The sequence below is a fragment of the Paenibacillus tuaregi genome (assembly GCF_900086655.1).
Taxonomy (GTDB): domain Bacteria; phylum Bacillota; class Bacilli; order Paenibacillales; family Paenibacillaceae; genus Fontibacillus; species Fontibacillus tuaregi.
This window is the reverse complement of the sequence record NZ_LT575476.1, coordinates 833,686-853,316: the sequence shown is the minus strand read 5'-3', so window position 1 is coordinate 853,316 and position 19,631 is coordinate 833,686. Positions and strand designations below refer to the sequence as shown.

Below are 19,631 nucleotides of genomic sequence, written 5' to 3'. Positions count from 1 at the left end.
TAATCGGAGGTATAGCAACTGAACACCTACTTCATAATTAAAGCCGTAAATATCACCACATCCTGCAGAAAGTGAATCAGTAACGCCCAAAAGAAGCCTTTGGTCTCAATCATAGATTTGGCCAAGATCCAGCCTATAAAAGCAGCCATCAACACACCTGGAATCCCGCTTGGAGTTCCAAAGTAATGAATCACGCCAAAGGTAGCTGCGGCTAAACCCTGGGCCAAATACGGGGAGCCGCCATACTTGTTCACAACAGCAACAAATGAGAACCGGAATATAATTTCTTCGGTAAAAGCATTGGTGAGCGCAAACAAGAGGATAAGTAAGATCCCTGGGAACAGATCCAGGCTCATGCTTCCCCCATGAATCACCTGAAAGTAAATTACAATAGCCGTTACCGTTGTAATAACAACCGCAAAATTCAGCCCTAAGCTCTTCCACGACTCCTTCTGTTTGGGTGTGATGCCAATCCACGGCTCAGGCCGAATCTGCCCATCCCGCCTCTTCAGGTTCAAATAGGCAAGCCCCTCTTTGCCTGTCAGCCCATACACAATAGCAATAAGAATAAGGGCAAGGAATAAGACCGTGACTTGGTAGCTGAATTCCCGGTTGTACGCTTCCCTCTCAAACAACGTTAGAACCAGGGGCTGATTCTTTTTAATCCATACAAGGGCTGGCGCCATCGCAATCACAATCACGGAGATGAGCAAGATAGGCAGTGTTCTAAATCTGCTCTCATTCATATCTATGTCCCCTGTCTTCCTTGCTCAAAATGTTCAATGCATGCTCACACCATTCGATGGTCATGCGTATGTATCGTTCTCCGTAATCGAGCGTAAGCAGCCAAAGCTGAGCTTGCTTGCTTTCCATGCTATTTACCGCTGCATTAATTCCCGCTAAAACCTCTAACACCCCTCTGCTCCCTTCTAATTCCGCCTTGATGTAAGACATCAATTGGGGAATCTGACTCTCCTTCGCGACAAAGACCTTCATCAGCAGCTCATTGCGCATCACAGGCTCCTCAGGTGCCTGGGCGAGCCAGGAATCAAGCTGGTCACATCCCTGCTCTGTAACGCCATACACCTTCTTCTGTCTGCCGGAGGTTGTCTCTTCTACAATCTTCACAGCTCCCTCCAGTTCCAGCTGCTTCAGACTCTTATGAATATGCCCATAGGATTCATTCCAAAATAAGCCGATACTCTCCTTTGAAAACTTAACCAGTTCATAAGCGCTCATAGGCTTGATTCTAAGCAGGCCGAGAATGGCAAAATAGGTGGTGTTGATTCTTTTCACACTTATCCTCCTTTTTATATATCTTTAAGATATATAAGTCAAATCATACATCATACAGGCATAGACTACAATCCTTTTAGGAAAATAATTCCACTGCCCAATCTGAGTAAATCCAATATATAAATATTCTCTACTAGACCTAACCAAAAAGGAGCCATAGGCTCCTCTTGCGCTGTTAGATATGACACTGAGGTCATGGCTTCCGTTTAGCGATAACAGCATAGCTTACAGTTCTGGTCGTATTAGTTGGATTCCATGCCGTGAAGAACCATTGGTCCTCAGCAAGGGAATAGTTATCAAGGAGAAATCCTTGGTCATTTCCAGAGAAAATCCAGGAACCGCTAATAATATTGTAGCCGTTTCCGTTGATTGTCGTGCTTCTAAAGCTATTAGGAGGAAGCGTAACCGCAGAGAACGTAAAGCGTGCAAATCCATCTCCGAGTGGAGTTGAACGCAGGGCTTTTCTGATATTTTTAATCACATGGCTGCGCTTCTTCAATTTTCTGCCCAGCTTCGCTTCTGCTCTTTTGATTTTCACTAAGGTTGCTTTTCTCAAAGAAATCATCTCCTTAACTGGTTTACTATAGTTAATGAAGAGTTAGACGTTTTGGAATGGACAAAACCTCTGATGGATTGGCTGATTTTTCAAAGCGGCTGAAGCCAAAAAGCCCTTCCTTAGATAAGGAGGGCTTGGCATCGTTATGGCTTGTACAATGGAAACCGTAAATATGTAACTAAAGACGTTCTTTGCCGTCAAAATACTTGCGTGTCATCAGATTGTTCAACTCTCTAACCTATTAATGAAGTTAACCAAGCTGCTTCTAGGTGCCCTATCAGCATCTCACATGCTTGCGTTTGAAACCAAGCTGTCCCCTATCCATGGCCTTTTGGATATTATCGGACGCATTCAAGAATTTGCTCTTGGCCTTATCCTTATTGACCTCCACCGGTCCAACAGCTTGGGCGGTCTGAACCGCCAGGTCATGAAGAGGTGAATAGGACGTAGCCACCGTATAGATAAAATTGTTCATCGCATATTTCGTCCGCTCGGGAGACTCATGAATCTCCTCTTCCACCCTTCTTAACATATTGGCAATTTTGCTTTCGTCAAATTCAAGGTCCGGGCGGCTCCCGAGCAGCCAGCAGTAACAGCTCCAGCCCGCAGACATCCTCAGCTCCTCACCGCTGGCAATCCATTTATCAGCAACCTCTTGGGCGATATCTGTCTCAGCTAAAGTGACAGCAACCACATAATCAGACAGCATATAGAAATACGCGCCATCTATCCAACGGTCAAAATCCGCTTCAGTCATCACATCCGGGTCCGCAATTACACCGGCAAAATACATCGCGTCATAGTTCCCTGTGGCGTATAACTGCTCAGCCAGAGGCTGATTCTTCTTGATGAGCTTGGACATCGGCTTCATATGGCCAGTAGCCACACCAAAAAGCGGCTCCCTCGCGCCGTTGGATACATAAATCTTCTTGGTCCGTTCCTTCCCAAGAGCTTCGAGCTCCTGCATAACATTATCCAAATCCATTGGTTGATCACTTCTTTCTTGGGAATAGAAGCTGCGTCAGACTTTCTTTTAGTTCGAGTATACTAGATATCAAATTGACATTTCAAAAGGACGACATTAAAATAATTCCTTAAAATCGAATCAACCTAATCATTAATCACCTAGATACGGAGATGAGAATTCATGCAAATCCGAGAGATTGAAGAGAAAGACAATCAGGCCATGGAACAAATTATTAAAAGCTCATTGGAATCATTTGAACTAAACATGCCAGGAACCGCCTACTACGACCCCCAACTTGGCAGCCTGGCTGAGTATTACAAGAACCAGCCAGGCTCGAAATACTGGGTTGTTGTCACGGATCAAGATGAAGTTGTGGGCGGCGCAGGAATTGGTCCTTTTGGGCAGAATCCGGAGATTTGCGAGCTGCAAAAGCTGTATATCTCACCCCAAGCCCAAGGTAAAGGTTTGTCTAAAGAACTGATGAGGGTTGCTTTGGATTTTGCAACACAGCATTATAAATACTGTTACTTGGAGACTTTTGAGAAGCTGAAGGCCGCGAATTCCCTGTACCTTAAATTCGGTTTCCGCCAGCTTGAACAAGGGTTAGATGAATCCGAGCACAATGCCTGTGATGCTTGGTATATGAAGGAATTATGAAAAGGTTGGAGCCGGAAGCTCGCCTATTTTTATGCGGAGTAAGCTGTAAGGCTTCTGCCGTAAGTCCTTGCCATAGTGAAATCTTGCCTGCCGGTGTAATTGGTTCACAATGACATATAAGTATTGATCCGGACCAATGGAGAATGTATCCGGCCATAAAATTCTCGGGTCATGTGCGATGGTATCCATAGCGCCGTCCGGATATATTTTACGAATACTGTTGTTTTCATAGTCTCCGGCGTATACATTTCCTTGAGCATCGGTGATCATCCCGTCAGACGCGCCTTTTTCTCCCCAATACTCCACACAGCAGCACAGATCCGCATCCGGTATCGTTCTGTCTCTTAGGGCTTCGGTTGAGACCGCGTACAAATGGCGGCTGGTTAGGGGACAAAAGAATAAGACCCTTCCATCGGGAGAAATTGCTATCCCATCTGAGGCCAATCTAAAAGGTGAAATAGAGCCCTCTCTATTACGATTCATTAGAATCCTGCCTTCTACTTTCGGCAGCATACAGAGATCGGGTGAAGTTGTATCTGCCCCATTCAACCGTCTGAACGCAGCTCCATTGTCTAAATCTACGACAATAATAGCTCCCGGTCCTTTGGTAGAAGAATCCGTTATATAGGCGTAGCCTGCGCTGCCAACGCGATAATCAAACCTCACATCATTCAGATAAGTAGTCGGGAGGACAACATCTTCTGTAAACGTGTATATTTTTCTTATTGTGTTTGTTGTTAAATCTACTGCGACTAATTTGGCCCCTCCTTTAATCGGCTCCGAGAAGTTCGGAGCTCCTGTATCCAGCACCCAAAGTGTCCCTCTGCCATCCGCAACTATACTTTGGACACTTATGAAAGACGTTGTGACATTTGCGGGGCTCACCATATTCGTCTCCAGATTAGGATAAGGCTGTAGTTGACCCCCAACTATTTCCGCCACCGTAAATTCAACCTTGTCCCCCCATTTCGGGAAACAAACGAAAATACGTCCGGTTTCTGACACACTAACCCCTGTAGGCATTGCCCCATAAAATAAATAGACTGGTTCGATATTCCCGAAATGTTGTTCAACCGGCAGTAAAGGCTTCATCATGATCATCCTCCTCAGGGCGAGATGGAACAGAGAATTCCTTCTATAAATCAAAAATTCACTTAGGGTAATAACTGAAACCCGGATATTTCACTATAAATTGCTTTTCCTTACGCAATGCTTCCGTAAACTCCAGCCCAACATTCAGATTCTCCTGAACCAACAGATCAGGTGTAAGCGCTAACCACTGATTCAGTGAAACATCCTCAAAGCGGTCACTCTTAAACATCTCCAAGGCCCACACACTCTGATCGCCTGTGTTCTGGATATAATGGCCAAAGGCACGCGGTACATATCCAACGTCCCCAGCCCGGTAATCATAAGTACGAGCCGTACCATTGGGGGCCATAACCGTCATGCGGGCCGTACCTGAAATGTAATACTGCCATTCATCATTGTTGGGATGCCAATGCATTTCTCTCATTGCACCTGGCCTGATCTCAAGCAGCGATGCGGCAATTTGAGTGGAAATAGGAAAATTAGTTGAATCCACGATACGTACCGTGCCGCCCGGAGTTACAATCGGCTCTTGCGCAAATAACCGATGTGTAAATGTCTGGGGTACCGTACCCTGTGGGTCATGCACCTGCTGGCTTTGAAGTGGACCGGGAACCTCAGCTTGGAAAATGTACCGCTGCCGATCGGGGATATCGGCAAATGCGTTTGCTGAAACACCAAAATTCGCCGAAAGTACGTCCTTTGGCGTATGTGCGAACCAATCCGAGAGAGATAAAGTATTCAGGTCCGAGAAATTCCCGTCGGGGAAAACAAGTAAAAACTCGCAGCCTTCTTCCAGACCTTGAATGGAATGCGGAATTCCCGGAGGAAAATACCAAAGGTCTCCTACCCCAACGTCAGCAATGAAGTTTCTGCCATTCTGGTCAACTGCCGTAATGCGTGCCCTCCCTACAAGTACAAGAGCCCATTCCGCTTGTTGATGCCAATGCAGCTCACGCACACCACCAGGAGTCAGAGCCATATTCACTCCAGCAATCGTGGTCGCAACCGGAAGCTGCCTTGCGGTCACTTCCCGGGACCATCCGCCCTGATTTAACTGCATATGGGTATCGGAGAAAGAAAACTTTAGATTCGGAAGCGATCCAGCATCGGTGTCAGGCGGAACCAGCAAGTCGGGATTCTCAAGATCCCGCATGACATCGCGTGGTCCAAAATCCCACCAACCGGCGCCATCCTTCCTGATGGGCTGTGGTATATTCTCGTTCCTTGATTCAATTCCCAAATAAACTACACCTCTCGTTCTATTCATTAAATATTCGTCAACGCGCGCTAATTTAAGTTATGAATAGAATAAAGAGTTTAGAAATTGTCCTTATCTTCGCATTTATATCAGAACATACCGTTCACATTGGGGGAGTTCTCCGGTATAGGCTGTCCCACATCCCAAAGTTCAACGATAAGGTCGTTATGGAAGCGGAAGATGTGAACCACAGCCGCTCCAGGGTCCTCTGGATTCTGCCTAATATGAGAGTGAATCGTAACGAGATCCTTTTCTTGGAGAGCATGTTTAACCTCAAGGACCTTGTCCGGATTTTGGGCGGCGTTTTCTTCCATGGCCAGCATAAGCGAGTCAGCATCTCCACGGAAAAAGGGATTATGATGGCGGAAATCAGGACCGATATATCTCCGGTATGCTTCGCGCACTTCTCCCGATGCCACAAGCTGCAAAAACGAAACGGCTTTTTCTTTGCAAGAAGTTATCATTTTGGATATCATCCTTTCTTGGTGAGGGAGCGAGGATTACACTTTCAAATGTTATTCCCTGTATTACATCATCTCACCTATCGGTCTTTCCTAACCAGCAGAGCACTCTACATATGAGCTTCATAAAGGTTTTTTGACGGGAATCTCGAAGTATCTAAATAACGATAGAAGCGGGAGGTTATAAATGCCAAAAACATGACCGCCATAAGCTGGCGGTCATGTTTTTGTTCGAAAATCAGCACTATTTCGATAACAGACTCAACTATTTCATCTTTCCTGACCAATAGTGAGCTGTACTCCACATATACTACCTTAATTCTTACCGCCATAGCCCTTATAGGTAGCGTAAACTGCATCTGCATAGAGATTTGCCAGAATAGGGCGGCCATAAGAATCCGTAGCTCCCGGATACCAGTTATCTCCCCCGTTATAGTGTAATAATCCTTTGTATATATTTCCGAACTTAATAATCTTCTCATCTAAAATCAATGCACCCAAGCATACCTGATCTTGTTCACTGCTGTGATTATACGCACGGCCAAATTTCACACTGAATTGAGATAAATAAGCATTGCGTGTGTTTGGTTCTACCTGCATCAACCCGTCGCCGGCTGATGGACTACCTGGTAGACCTGCTCCAAAACTACTTTCTTTTTTAATAACAGCACTTAGCAATAAAGCAAAATCTCCGCCTTTACCAAATTTATTGTCCACATTCATTACATATGTCCATATATGGCTTGGAACCTCGGAAGGCTTTGTTACTGAAGGAGATGGTGAACCCGTATAAATTTTTACCGATGACATTTTGTCATTGACCGTGTCGCCAACCCAGGAAGAACTTGAAGTAAAGGTCCATTTTGTTCCTCCAAAATTATCATTCTGATATACTTCAACAGTCCAACCGCTAGGAACCTGAAGAGAGGACATCCAGTCATTCGGAATCCCGTTTGCATTCAACTGAGATAGTGTATAATTGCCTATTCCGAGTTTTACTGCCTTTCCACCATAGTTTATATCTGCATAGAACGTCACTCCGTTGGTTACCGGTGGTGTAGTTCCGCCGCTACCGCCTTTTTGCCATAAAGCAGCAGCATTGGGTGGTTCCCAGCCTACTAGAGAAGTATGTGACTGAAGACAAGTATAAGTACTGCCACTATATGTTACGGTGTCATTTACTGCATATGCAGTATTTGGAGCCCATGCTCCCCTAGCGGCCGCGCTCACTGACGGTATGGCTGCGCAAAATGTGGATAGAAATACAGCTAAAACTACCAACAGTGATAAGGACTTAAAAGAAAACCTTCTACCAGTCATTTTCAAACCTCCTTATATTTTTAGTTATCTGCAGATCGCCCATGAGACATCCCACGGGTTCTAACTGCAGTATTATCTTATTTTCAATTTTGAAATTAATTACACAGTTACTGTTTTTTTATAGTGTGAACATGCTATACGATAGATCCCTACCGACTAAAGCCCTGACTGCGATTGTCAGGGCTTTTATCCATTTGCACTGAATATGATTTCGCATATGCGTTCTCATGGTTGTGTGAGTGCTATCCTAAAACCAAGGTCGTCTATCTTGAAATCAGGCATACTTTTTCTTCTAACCGTAGAACCACAATTGTTTTCAACTTCAGCCCAACTGCCACCCCGAAAGACTCTATAGTTCCCATACCGCTCAGGATCATATAGATCCCAGCACCATTCCCAAACGTTGCCGATCATATCATAAAGTCCCCATGGATTAGGAAGTAGTCTTCCGACTGGTTGAGCTGAACCATTGGAATTCTCTCGATACCACGCAATCTTATCAATTTTTTCATACCGGTAGCCCTTTGTACCCGCTTTGCATACATACTGCCATTCTGCGTCTGTTAACAATCGAAAGCCATTCGCTTTTTGATTATATATAGTGTTCGCACTTTCATTTGTGATTGTGTAGCATTCAGTCCTGCCAAGTAATCTGGACAATTCATTACAAAAGAGAAGCGAATCTAACCACGAAACTTCCGTAATTGGCAGGTTAATCCCATTCGACTCTACTTCTTCTTTTCGCATGACAAAATGATATAACTGTCGTGTTACCGGATACTTCATTACATAGAAAGGGTCTATCTTTTCAGTCCATGTAATAACCTTTTTATCACTTACGCTTCCGGGGTCTGATAAAGTGTAATCCGAACTAAGCCATTTCTTCATATTAATATAATCGCGTAATTCAACGGCCCCCCCTTCTACGGGTACCATAGAATTCATTAAATCCGCTAGAAAACGCTCTCTGTCACTCCTGTGCTTTTCGATGGATCTTAACCTCCTGTCTATTGCAATATGTGATTTTATTCGTACAAATTGACCTCATTACATTTATCAAATAAAAACTCAAAGTCCTATTTTATATGTATAAAAAGAAGCAACCCATCTTGAACCATCTTCAAATGTCACTATTGCATCCGTATTACCATCATGTATATTCCATTCACCTTCAGCCCATTGTTCCGCTTATTTTTTTCATCATAAATACCTCCTTAACCTAACGCTGAGAACATACATTTGGTTCTAATTCGGGATGCTAAAATCCGTTATTTATTATCAATTTGATAAAAGCCCCCAGGCCAGGGGAGCTTCATCTGTTCGTTCTAAACTTATCTTACGGAGTCCGGTGAGTTGCCCACTCTAGCAGATCCGGTAAAATAACTCATCTCAACGGGAGAGACAGGCTTTAGTTTTGACCCTTTCGTCATTTTCTCAGACTCACCGTCCTGACTTTCAGCCGGGCATTCCCGTCGGTATCTCCCCTCCTCCAACTTCATGTCGATAAAATCGACAACATGCTGCAGAGAGGCGATTTGGCTGACGATATTCTCCCGATGGCTTCTTAATTGCTCAACCAGTTCAGGATATTCCGCCGGATCGGCATCGGCGGAGACCTCCAAAAAAGGCCGCATTTCCTCAAGCGGCATCCCTGTCTTTTTCAAGCAAGCTATCAGCCGGATTCTATCGATGTCTTCCTGCTGATAGACCCGGTGTCCGTTGTCCTTCCGGTTAGCCCGGGGCAGCAGCGCGATCTTTTCGTAATAACGGATCGTATCCTCAGAAACCCCGGTTAGCTTGGCGGTTTGTTTTATCGTAAAAGTATGCTCTGCCTTCATGCTGCTCCCTCCCGAAGATCGCTTTTTGTGTGCATTATACATCTTGGAGCTGGCTCCAAGTCAAGTCCCTTCTCCTTGGGACAACAACTTTGTTTTAGCGTCTTGACTTGGAGCCGACTCCAACTTATAGAATGACGCTATCTGGGGAGGTACCCCGATATAAGGAGGAGACGTACGATGAACAAAAACCAACGTGGAAATATCGCTTTGATTACGGGCGCAAGCGCCGGGATCGGATTAGAATTAGCGAGAAAATTGCTATCGGAGGACTGGCAGGTTGTTGCTTTGAACCGTTCCGACTTTCCGACGGACGATTTGAGTATTCAAAAAGCCATCAAGAGTGGGTGGCTGCGAATTTATAAAACAACTGATCTTGCTGATTATGCCAGCTTACGAGGGGCATTAGAAGAGATCAAAAGAAAAGAGCAGCGGATCGATATTTTGTTCAACAATGCTGGCGGATCCTTTCCCGAGCTGAGCTATTCGAAACAAGGGCGTGAACAGCATTATGAGCTGATGACGGTCGTTCCGTATATCATTCTGATGGAATTGAAGGAACTCTTAATAAACGGTCGCTTAAAAACGGTAATCAACACTTCATCATCAGCGCTAAAATTTACGAAGGAGTTTACTATCGAAATCCTGGAGCGCCCCAAAACCTTCCGCAAGCTGATTGGCCCTTACGCCACCTCCAAGCTGGCCCTTTCGCTATGGACTCAGGCTATCGCACCACAGCTTGCCCATGACGGCATCAAGATCCGCAGCGTGGACCCGGGAGGCAACAATACGTTAAGAAAAGGGAAAAAGTCTGGGCTTCCCCTATTGGTTAAACCGTTGATGAAGCTGTTCTTCTCTCCGCCGACCCACGGCGCCAATAAGCTGTACGAAGGTGCTCTCGGAGAACACCGTCATGAGTCCGGCGTTTTTTTGCTGAAAGGTCAGGTTGCGGAATTAAAGTTTAAAGATCAAGCATGGAACGTTTTGGAAAGAGTACATGCGATTTACGAGCACGAATTTGCACAACCTGGCTCTCACTCATTAACCTAATGGCTCATAAATCAAGGAAAAAAACGGTCGTACTTCAAGCTGGAGATGCATCCCCTTATTGTTAGCGAATGTTCTGAATGTTCTGCCATAACACTGAATGCTATAGCGCCATACATAAAGCGTTTAGCGTAAATATGTGGTACAATGGAGAAAAAACGAAACACTATTTCATTAGATGAAACAATCTGACAGGAGGGAAATTTACCAATGCCAATTAACTTTCATGATGAACAAAACAGGCAGACGTATGCGGCAAGAAACGCGGATGAATCTTGGATATCTCAAATAAAAAGTACAGTAGATGTATCGAATAAGCGGATTGCTGATATAGGTTGTGGAGGGGGGATTTACACAAAGGCTCTTATTAAGATGGGGGCATCTCATGTGGTTGGTGTGGATTTCTCGGATGAGATGTTAAAAGGGGCGGCTGCCAACTGTAAGGACATTCAAAACGCAACATTTCTAAAGGGTGAGGCTTACCAATCCAACCTCCCTGCAAATGAAATGGACTTGGTATTAGAAAGAGCATTAATTCACCATCTGGACGACTTAGATGCTTGTTTCAAGGAAGCCCACCGCATCCTTAAAAATGGCGGTGTTCTCATCGTGCAAGATAGAACCCCTGAAGATTGTTTGCTGCCCGGGGATGAACATCATATTAGAGGTTATTTTTTCGAAAAATTTCCCCGGCTAATGGATAAAGAGATTTCCCGCAGGTATGATTCCGATCAAGTACAGCAAGCGCTCAAATCGAGTGGATTTCGGTTGACCAACAAATTTTCACTTTGGGAAACAAGACGTATTTACAAGGATTATGCCGAGTTAAATAAAGACTTACTGCTGAGAACCGGACGTTCTATTCTTCATGAATTGACGGACGTGGAAGTTCAAGAATTAATATCTTTCATAGAAGAAAATCTCAGCGATAGTCAGCCGCCCATCATTGAGAAGGATTCGTGGACGGTATGGTTCGCGATTAAAGAGTAATATGATTTTTAATATACAAATTAGCAATCCATAAGAAACACTGGAAAAATAATAAGCTTATAATAAGCTTATTGAACAACAAAGAAATGCATGCGTATACTGACGAAACCGTAACACAAATCAAAACTAGTAAAGGAGGATGTTCATGTTTAAAAATAATTACACTTACAGCAGCTTTGGGGTCAACGACATCGCCAAGGCTATCGACTTCTACAGGAATACGCTAGGTCTCAAGGTTGAAGAAGATGGTTTTGGTTTTAAACTAGCTCTTACCGGTACCGAAGTGTATGTCATGCCCATGGGGCAAAATTATCAACCCGCCGCTTATCATGTACTAAACTTTAATGTTAGCAATATTGAATTAGCTGTCGCCGACCTAAGGCAATTAGGTATTGCCATTGAGAGTATTCCCGGAATGAAGCATGACGAACTTGGTATTATCCGCGGCAAAGCTGTGGGAGCAGGCCCGGATATGGCTATCTTTAAGGATCCGGCTGGGAACATGCTGGCGGTTTTAGAAATGTAGGGTTAACAACGGTTCCAGAAGTTTAAAGCAAAGGACCTCGATCTCCATTTAAACAGTGGAAATCGAGGTCCTTTTGTACATACATCGGGGTGTCGCTATTCTATTCGAACTCATTTGAGACAGCCTATGAAGCAGCTTCACTCCTTGGTTCAACATCATCTTGCACGCTTTCGGGCAACTACCGCTAACCGACCGTTTTCGGTTGAGTACTCACACGTAGACAGCACGATAAGCTTGTCGCCGTACCGGGGTGTCACACCGGTGTCGTAAAGAGCGAGTTTTTTGATGTTCTGAATATATGAATCAAACCCTGCAGGGGTTCCTGCCTTCTCAATCTGGTAGTATTTAAAAACGTTGTCCGATTTGCGGTACACCTGCGAGAGAATAACTGCCACAATCTCATACTCTTCTTTCTCGTAAAGCGTACTGTATTCAAAAGTAGCATGTTCCTTATAGTAGCTCTCTTCCTTGTATTTCATCAAACCGGCAAACATCATGCCGCTTTTCATATGATGTGCGTGAATCAGCAAAATGTTTGAATCGCTGCTGTGAATATCCAAAAAGGGAAGCCCGTTTTTGCTCGTCTTCTTATCAAAATCATGGTTGAGATAGAATTGGGCATCCTGTCGGTTCTGCATCACCGGATAATCAATACGGGTGCTGTCTATTCGCAGCCAACCGGTGATATCAGGGTTTCTTTGGTAAAGCTCTTGAAATTCAGGGAGCATGGCTGACCCATTCGCCTTGTTGATAACAAGTGAGGGTGCCGCAGCACCCTCGCTTGTTTTTGATCCTTTGTTCCAGACTTCTGCCAGTTCCCTCATCCGCTGCTGTTCAGCATAATCTCCCAAGAAAATTGTTGCGGCAGAGTAGAGAGAGTATAGCAACAGAAGAATGGAAAAGGCGATAAGAATTTTTTTGATTTTACTCATTTTCTTACCGCCTTTCCGGTTATTGAATGTGCTTGTTCCTCTTGTTAGTGGACAGACAGAACCCGATCACTACTAAAGACAGCAGCGCCAAAGCCAAATAGAAGTTTGGCGATGTGCTATGATCTTCTGTTTTCGGAACATCGTCCAGTTCGTTGTTGGTTTGGCCAGCTTCGCTATTGCCGTTGTCAACTGCAGCGTTACCACCTGTTCCGATGTTACCATCTGTTTCGGTATTGCCACCAGTTTCGGTGTTACCACCAGTTTCGGTGTTACCACCAGTTTCAGTGTTACCACCAGTTCCGGTGTTACCGTCTGTTCCGGTGTTGCCACCAGTTCCGGTATTACCGCCTGTTCCGGTGTTACCTCCGGTTCCGGTGTTACCGTCTGTTCCGGTGTTACCTCCGGTTCCGGTGTTACCACCAGTTCCAGTGTTACCTCCGGTTCCGGTGTTACCGTCTGTTCCGGTGTTACCTCCGGTTCCGGTATTACCTCCGGTTCCTGGGTTACCTCCGGTTCCAGGGTTGCTTCCGGTTCCACCGTTATTGCCGCCGGAACTTACCGGTTTCATCTGTACGTCGTAGCGTACGATGTCACTTCCAACCGAGATGGTTGTGCTCGTATACGTCTCATACCCGGCTTTTGTTACAACCAGATAGTAATCCGTATCCGGGAACACCATGTAGGCATAAGAGCCCGTTGCATCACTGTTCTGACTCGGGCTGGCATTATCATTCGGTGCAAAGCCCGGGATCGCAGGCAGCGTTACTTTCGTGCCCGGTACGATGTGGTTCGCTTTATTCTTAGGTGTATCCGCATAGTACAGCGTCACTTCCGCACCTTCGATTTTTGCGCCAGTCGTTGCGTCCGTTATTTTGCCATACGGGTCAACCAGCTGCTGCGAAATATTCAGTTCGCCATTCGCAGCGACATTCAGCTTAGCATCCTGGATGAGCGTCAATTCTTTGCCCATATTGCTGCCTGAGTCAAATTTATAACGCACTTCCATCGTATATTTACCGGTGGATAATCCTTCCACAGAGAATGTGCCGTTTTTTTGCAAAACGAATGCTTTCGGAACGCCGTTCTCCGAAATATATTTGCCATGCTCATCCTTCAAGTAAACATACAGATTGCCGGTAAAGGTGTTGTTAAGCAGTGAAGATTTCCCATCCGGCTGCTTGAGGAGCACGATACCTACGGCCGTGATTTCCGCCGGAATCAGGTTACCCTCGATAGTGGGATCAGTGCTCTCAATAAATGCCTTTTGTGTAAAAGGAATGGATGTAAGCACACCGCCGATATCAATCTTCTTGTCGTAGGTAATTGTATACTCCTCGTCTCGTTGGACTGGGTGGTAATACTTCCCTTCCGCATCGGTAGTGATGGTCTGCTCTTCGCCCGTTTTGACGTTCTTCACTTTAATGATCGCATTGGGAATAACTTCTCCCGTTGTGTTGTCCCGAAGAACACCTGTAAGAGCCGCCGGCATGGCGGTCACACTAGCCTTAGCCTCTTGGTATGGTACACCTGATGGGCTGGTGGCCGTGGTGGTCGCAATGATCTCGTGCTCCTTCGGTGTGGTTTCGGTCAGCTTCGGCGGTGTATAGGAAATCTTGGCTTTGCCGTTTTTATCGGTCGTCGCCCTTCCGATTTCCGTTCCATCCACTAGCTTAAATACAATCTCCTTGCCTTCCACGGGTTGTCCATCCATTCCGGTAAGGGTGGCTGTCAGCTCAGATGGGGTTTTACCGTCTCCAGGCACCTTCTTAGGGTTGGCCTCCAGCGCTAGTGTACCAGGAAGGTATCTAGCGTTCTCAAAAGGAGCTTGCACGATTTCATTCTCCTTGATGCTGCCTGTACGCACCCTGTCCGCCGGGTTGGTGGAGTAATTGTCAACGGTATAGTCCTTTTGTGTGACGGTGTATACCGTATCCTTGAGGATGCCCTGAATGGTGACGGTCTGTCCATGCCCCAGCTGGATTTTATCGCCGGACTTGATGTTTCCACTCGTACCGTCCGACTTGGTATAAGCATACGTTCTGTCTGCACCTGGTCCAGTGAATGTGACCGTGTACTCGAACTCCTTGCTCATGTCAGCGCCATTGCCAGTCACCGTATTACTGATCAATAGACCGCCAGGCAGGTCTTTGTGATTAACGAACTTGGCTTCGGAAGGCAAATCGTGCACAATTCGTCCAGCTGCCTTCAAATCTGCCGGGTTGGTATCATAGTCCTCGCCTGTGTAATCCGTCTGCACGATCGTGTAAGCAAGACCATCAGGTAGTTTATCTATGATGACTGTCTGTCCGTGCTTGAGTGTGAAGGAGTCACCGGACTTGATGCTTCCGCTCGTACCGTCTGACTTTGTATAGGTATACGTTTGACCTGCACCATAGTCTGCGAAGGTTATTGTGTAAGCAAACTCCTTATCCTTGTCACCGCCGCTGCCGGTCACGGTATTGCCGATCAACAGACCCCCGTATACCATACGGGTGTTGACGAACGGTGCCTTGTGGTCACCCCTCGGGGCGATCGTTCCGGTATACATACGGCTCGCCGGATCAATGGTGTAACCGTCACCTGTCGTGTAATCAGCTTCAGTAACGGTGTAGACCAGATCTTTGGGCAGTTTCGGGATGACCACGGTTTGTCCATGCTTCAGCTTGAACGTATCCCCGCTCTTGATCATTCCGCTGGTGCCGTCAGGCTTGGTATAAGGATAGCTGTCATCCTTACCCTCACCGCCAAAATTGATGGTGTACTCAAAATCCTTATTCTGATCGCCGGCGTTCCCCTCTACTTGATTGCTGATCGTCAGCTTGCCTGTAATAGGAGTTGGCACAACCAGCGGATCACCAGAGGATACTTTTACGCCGTCTACCCAGATGGGCTTGCCTGGAGTATTTCCTACATATACTTGATAAATCCTCGTAGTCGGCAGCCAGGTGTTGGTGTCAATATAGGTTTCCTTCAGTTCATAATAACCCGGATCTGGAAATAACAGATTGAGCTTCCCATCAATGCCTGTTCTACCCTTAGCTACTTGCACTCCGCTGTCTTTCTTATACAGCGTAAATTCTACATCCTTAAGCGGGTTGCCGTCGGGGTCCACTTTTTTCAGAGGCAACAGCGCATTGGAGCTTGAGCTTCCTGCTACGTCCGAATTGTCCAACGTGCTTTCGCTTTTGGCACTGACAGATTTCAATTTGTCATCGCCCATCAGTTTTACCTCGTTGCTCATCTTGTCGCCGGCTTTTGCCTTGGAAGTGTCAACTTCTGTCTGGTAGACAAACTGGTAGAACTTATTAGGGTCGTTCATTTTGAATTTCAGAACTGTCGTGCCATCAGCACCCGCTTCAGCTTCTACCTTAACTTCACTGTTCGGGTCACTAAGGTTCAGTGCAGCACCATCCCGCTCCAAAGCACCGCTCGCGGTCAGCTTGGCACGGTAGACCGCCATACTTGGCGATGTCAGCACGAGCTTTCCGCTTTCGTCCTTGCGCAGATTCATACCCGATCCCAGGGTATCCTGCAGATACACACCATTCTCCATGTTATATGGCGGATAATAGTTCACTGTCCATTCCAGCACGCCAGGAACCGGCTTGGTTACCGACTTGCTTAGCGCTTGAACAGGCACAATGACCTTGCGCTGTTCGGTGAGAACCTTTTCCACTCCGCCCCATGTCATGTGCAGGTCGGCTTTGTTATACAGCATCTGCTTGGTTGTTCCGTTTGTGGAGTATTCCTCCAAGTATTTCTCCAACGCCGCATTGGATGGTCTTGCCTTCACCAGAATGACATAAGGACTTTCCAGCTTGGAGAAGCTGAAGGTGCCTACGTTGCCGCTATGGGAGAAGCTCACCACATGAGCAGGGTTGTTCGGCTCGATAACTGCCAAGGCATTGTTTCTAACCCCATAGCCAGTACCGCTGCCATTGTCCGAATAACCTTTCCAAAGCTCAAAATCCTTCCCCTCGGAGAACGGTACGAACTCCCAGCCCTCCGGCAGGGTATCCACCAGGTTCACATTGGTAATGACCCGACTTCCGCCGTCTTTTGCCATTTCGACCGTGTTGTAACCCGGCATATTGACACCTAGGCGGAAGGTAACCGTCTTGGTTGTTCGGTCATAACCAGACAAGGTGTATTCGTCGCCGCTTGATGAGCCGTCATAACCGATATAGCGGTTAACGTTATTCGGGATATACCATGTGTCAGCCGTCCCATCGTTCTTAATAGGATAGGATGCTGCAAGCATGTCCTTGTTCAGCATACGCAGGTGAAGGTTGATAAAGTTATCCGCTGGTTTTACGGTTTCGCCATCAAAGAGCAAAGCCCGATTCAAAATCCCTTTCCCTACATTAATATCCTGCCTAAAGAGGATGTCAGGGTTGGTCTCAAGTTCACGGAAACTGAAGGATGCAGCCTTGTCGGTGGTGTATCCGGTCACCTTGATTAAATCCGCCACCACTTCACCGTTCACTGTCAAAGGAATCGCCTTCAAGGTCAGCCCGTTCGGACTCTTGAGGGTACCCTCGTGGTACTTCTTCCACAGCTGTGAGTTGGTTACATTTGCTTTGATTTTTGCAATGGTATCCCGGCTGACTTCGCCGGTTGCATCCACTGCGTTGTTCAAGACGTTCAAATCTCCACCATGCACCAGCACATCATATACCACCGCATCGGGCAGGGCATATTGTGGAGTCAGGCTGACTGTCCATGTGACGCCGCCGAGATTGAAGTCCTCCATCGATACAGAGCCAGCCTTGGTAAAGGTATGTGCGCCGATGGTAACAAGTGCCTCGTCAGTCACTGCGCTAGGTCTTGTACCTGTAGTTACATCATTGTTCTGTATGCCACCTGGTGTATCCGATTCCCAGTTGGCACGAGGGATGTTGGTAAAGCCCGAGCCGCTTAGCACCTTGGACTTTATCACCAGTTGGACTTTACCGTTAATATTCCCGAAGGAGTAAACGCCGTTTGCATCGGGAGTAATCGATTCTGGCCCAGAAGCATTACCATCTTCCCATTTCTGATAGGTCGCTGACACGAACTCAAGACCTGCGGGCAGCACATCTGTAATGGTGAAGTTATTAAGTCCCTTCTTACCATACGAGTTGACGGTGGTTGTCCATGTGATGGCTTCATTTGCATGATCATACACACCGGTGGCTTGAATCCAGTCAGGTGCAAAAGAAATCTCTTGGCCTGCACTTGCTAGAACAGTGTCGTTGCCCTGTTTTAATTGTACTTTGCCTTGCATGTCCCGATAGCTGCGTCCAAGATTCCCCGGCGGATTCTTGTACTCGTAATAGTACGCTTCCTTTGGAATCCATGTCTTGTACTCAACCTTCGGGTCTATACCGGTACCCTCCGGGAAGATGTAGCTCAGTTTACCGGAGGCATCAACATTCGGCTCTACCGCAGTGCCATTGACCTTGAAGGAACCCGGCACATAGATACCTTTAACATTACCAAAGCCAGTATTATAAGAGGATGGATCCGTAAAAAACTGTTTGCCATCCAGCGGCAGCTTGATTGTTGCATCAAACTTATCAAAAGCTGATACTGTTGACTGCCAGGTAACCGCTCCTTCAACAAATTGAGCGGCTTGAATTCCGCGATAGCTATACTGATCCCACCTGATCATTCCCGGTGAGGTCAATGTCAGGCTGTACGCGGCATCGACATCCGGGTTTTTCAGCTCGTAAGCCCCCCCGAAAATGTTGATAGGCTTTGAGTCGCCGTAGCCTATGCCTGTCAAATCCGAATTGGCGGTGGTTTCAAAGCCAAAGGTAACCGCTCGTCCCACCCCATTAAAAAAGCTATCGTCGCCATTAAACTCAATCCTGATACTATTCGGGGTGAACTTGACGGTACCAAGCTGTTTCATGCCAAATTCAGTCTGTGCCATCAAGGGTTTGGTAGCTGTTGGCAGGATGACTTCCTTGAAGTAGTCATCTCTCTTCAGCTCGATCCAGTCCCCCCGCTGAATGTACAGATTGGGATCCGCATTCGTCGGATCTGCAGCATCGCCATTCACCGGAACCTTGAGACCATCCGATTTGAGCGTGAATTGCTGTCTCCCCTGAATGGTTCCACCTGGTGCAATAACAGCAAGAGGATTCCCCTGCTTTATCTCCAGCGGAAAGAGTGCATTAGCCCCCATAAACACATCCGTTTTGTCACCTGGAACTGCCGCCATCGTAGCTACAGGGGCAAGCTTCGGTGCAGCAAGCCCATCTGGCGACTCAGTTACCGGAGGCTTAATCTTGTCCGGTTCAACCTTGTCCGGTACAGTCGTGTCTGGTGCAGTCGTGTCCGGCATAGTCGTATCCGGTACACTCGTGTCCGGCTTAGTCGTATCCGGCGCAGTTGTATCCGGTGCGGCCGTGTCCGCTGCGGCCGTGTCCGGTGCAGCCGTGTCCGGTGCAGCCGTGTCCGGCACACCATTTTCGCTCACTGTATCCGTCCCTGAACCGCCTGGCGCGGTCTCAGCATATGCAGAAGCAGAGAACACCACTGTCTGCAAGACAAGCACAATTACCAGGAAGAGAGATAATACAGATTTGCTTACACTTCGTTTTCGTTTCAAGCAGGATTCCCCTCCGTTTCCCAACATGTTGTCAATAGCAAGATCATCTGCCAATATGGTGCGTAAACAAATAGACTCATTTCTATTTGCTTGACT

At 46.5% G+C, this 19,631-nt stretch carries 16 protein-coding genes; 4 read left to right on the top strand and 12 right to left on the bottom strand.

The window, feature by feature from the left end:
• Positions 1–26: 26 nt before the first annotated feature.
• From BN6628_RS04040 to BN6628_RS04025, 4 genes are all read right to left on the bottom strand, one after another.
• Positions 27–746 carry a CPBP family intramembrane glutamic endopeptidase gene (locus BN6628_RS04040; RefSeq protein WP_068614650.1) on the bottom strand — a complete coding sequence of 240 codons (720 nt, stop codon included), beginning with the start codon at positions 744–746 and terminating at the stop codon, positions 27–29.
• Positions 739–1,296: a PadR family transcriptional regulator gene (locus BN6628_RS04035; protein WP_068614649.1), complete on the bottom strand. Its 558-nt coding sequence runs from the start codon at positions 1,294–1,296 to the stop codon at positions 739–741. The genes BN6628_RS04040 and BN6628_RS04035 overlap by 8 nt, the downstream gene beginning before the upstream one ends.
• A gap of 193 nt (positions 1,297–1,489) precedes the next feature.
• Positions 1,490–1,861, bottom strand: a complete 372-nt coding sequence (locus BN6628_RS04030; RefSeq protein WP_235847570.1) for a hypothetical protein — start codon at positions 1,859–1,861, stop codon at positions 1,490–1,492.
• Between the two features lie 268 nt (positions 1,862–2,129).
• Complete coding sequence (locus tag BN6628_RS04025; protein WP_068614626.1) at positions 2,130–2,837, bottom strand: DNA alkylation repair protein; 708 nt, start codon at positions 2,835–2,837, stop codon at positions 2,130–2,132.
• Positions 2,838–2,999: 162 nt separating this feature from the next.
• Here BN6628_RS04025 and BN6628_RS04020 point away from each other — a divergent pair, with 162 nt between their 5' ends.
• A complete protein-coding gene (locus BN6628_RS04020; protein WP_068614611.1) occupies positions 3,000–3,476 on the top strand; it encodes a GNAT family N-acetyltransferase in 477 nt (158 codons plus the stop codon).
• Here the strand turns inward: BN6628_RS04020 and BN6628_RS04015 are convergent.
• The 6 genes from BN6628_RS04015 to BN6628_RS03990 all read right to left on the bottom strand — a co-directional run bounded on the left by BN6628_RS04015 (position 3,471) and on the right by BN6628_RS03990 (position 9,445).
• Positions 3,471–4,568, bottom strand: a complete 1,098-nt coding sequence (locus BN6628_RS04015) for an L-dopachrome tautomerase-related protein (RefSeq protein ID WP_068621948.1) — start codon at positions 4,566–4,568, stop codon at positions 3,471–3,473. The two genes, BN6628_RS04020 and BN6628_RS04015, sit on opposite strands and share 6 nt — an antisense overlap.
• Before the next feature lie 58 nt (positions 4,569–4,626).
• Entirely contained in the window at positions 4,627–5,808 is a 1,182-nt protein-coding gene (locus tag BN6628_RS04010) for an oxalate decarboxylase family bicupin (protein WP_392397626.1), read from the bottom strand.
• A 107-nt stretch (positions 5,809–5,915) separates the two neighbouring features.
• On the bottom strand, positions 5,916–6,290 hold the full coding sequence (locus BN6628_RS04005) for a nuclear transport factor 2 family protein (RefSeq protein ID WP_068614605.1): 375 nt from the start codon (positions 6,288–6,290) through the stop codon (positions 5,916–5,918).
• 312 nt (positions 6,291–6,602) lie between these two features.
• Positions 6,603–7,607 carry a carbohydrate-binding protein gene (locus BN6628_RS04000; protein WP_068614603.1) on the bottom strand — a complete coding sequence of 335 codons (1,005 nt, stop codon included), beginning with the start codon at positions 7,605–7,607 and terminating at the stop codon, positions 6,603–6,605.
• Positions 7,608–7,832: 225 nt separating this feature from the next.
• A complete protein-coding gene (locus BN6628_RS03995; RefSeq protein ID WP_235847569.1) occupies positions 7,833–8,543 on the bottom strand; it encodes a formylglycine-generating enzyme family protein in 711 nt (236 codons plus the stop codon).
• Positions 8,544–8,938: 395 nt separating this feature from the next.
• On the bottom strand, positions 8,939–9,445 hold the full coding sequence (locus tag BN6628_RS03990) for a MerR family transcriptional regulator (RefSeq protein ID WP_068614597.1): 507 nt from the start codon (positions 9,443–9,445) through the stop codon (positions 8,939–8,941).
• 177 nt (positions 9,446–9,622) lie between these two features.
• On the opposite strand from BN6628_RS03990, the gene BN6628_RS03985 reads away from it, so the two are divergent.
• From BN6628_RS03985 to BN6628_RS03975, 3 genes are all read left to right on the top strand, one after another.
• On the top strand, positions 9,623–10,492 hold the full coding sequence (locus tag BN6628_RS03985) for an SDR family NAD(P)-dependent oxidoreductase (RefSeq protein WP_068614595.1): 870 nt from the start codon (positions 9,623–9,625) through the stop codon (positions 10,490–10,492).
• A 207-nt stretch (positions 10,493–10,699) separates the two neighbouring features.
• On the top strand, positions 10,700–11,479 hold the full coding sequence (locus BN6628_RS03980) for a class I SAM-dependent methyltransferase (RefSeq protein WP_068614592.1): 780 nt from the start codon (positions 10,700–10,702) through the stop codon (positions 11,477–11,479).
• A gap of 145 nt (positions 11,480–11,624) precedes the next feature.
• A complete protein-coding gene (locus BN6628_RS03975; RefSeq protein WP_068614588.1) occupies positions 11,625–12,005 on the top strand; it encodes a VOC family protein in 381 nt (126 codons plus the stop codon).
• A gap of 155 nt (positions 12,006–12,160) precedes the next feature.
• Here BN6628_RS03975 and BN6628_RS03970 read toward each other — a convergent pair whose 3' ends face one another.
• A complete protein-coding gene (locus BN6628_RS03970; protein ID WP_068614585.1) occupies positions 12,161–12,937 on the bottom strand; it encodes a class B sortase in 777 nt (258 codons plus the stop codon).
• A gap of 19 nt (positions 12,938–12,956) precedes the next feature.
• Entirely contained in the window at positions 12,957–19,535 is a 6,579-nt protein-coding gene (locus BN6628_RS03965) for a DUF7601 domain-containing protein (protein ID WP_068614582.1), read from the bottom strand.
• Positions 19,536–19,631 lie beyond the last annotated feature (96 nt).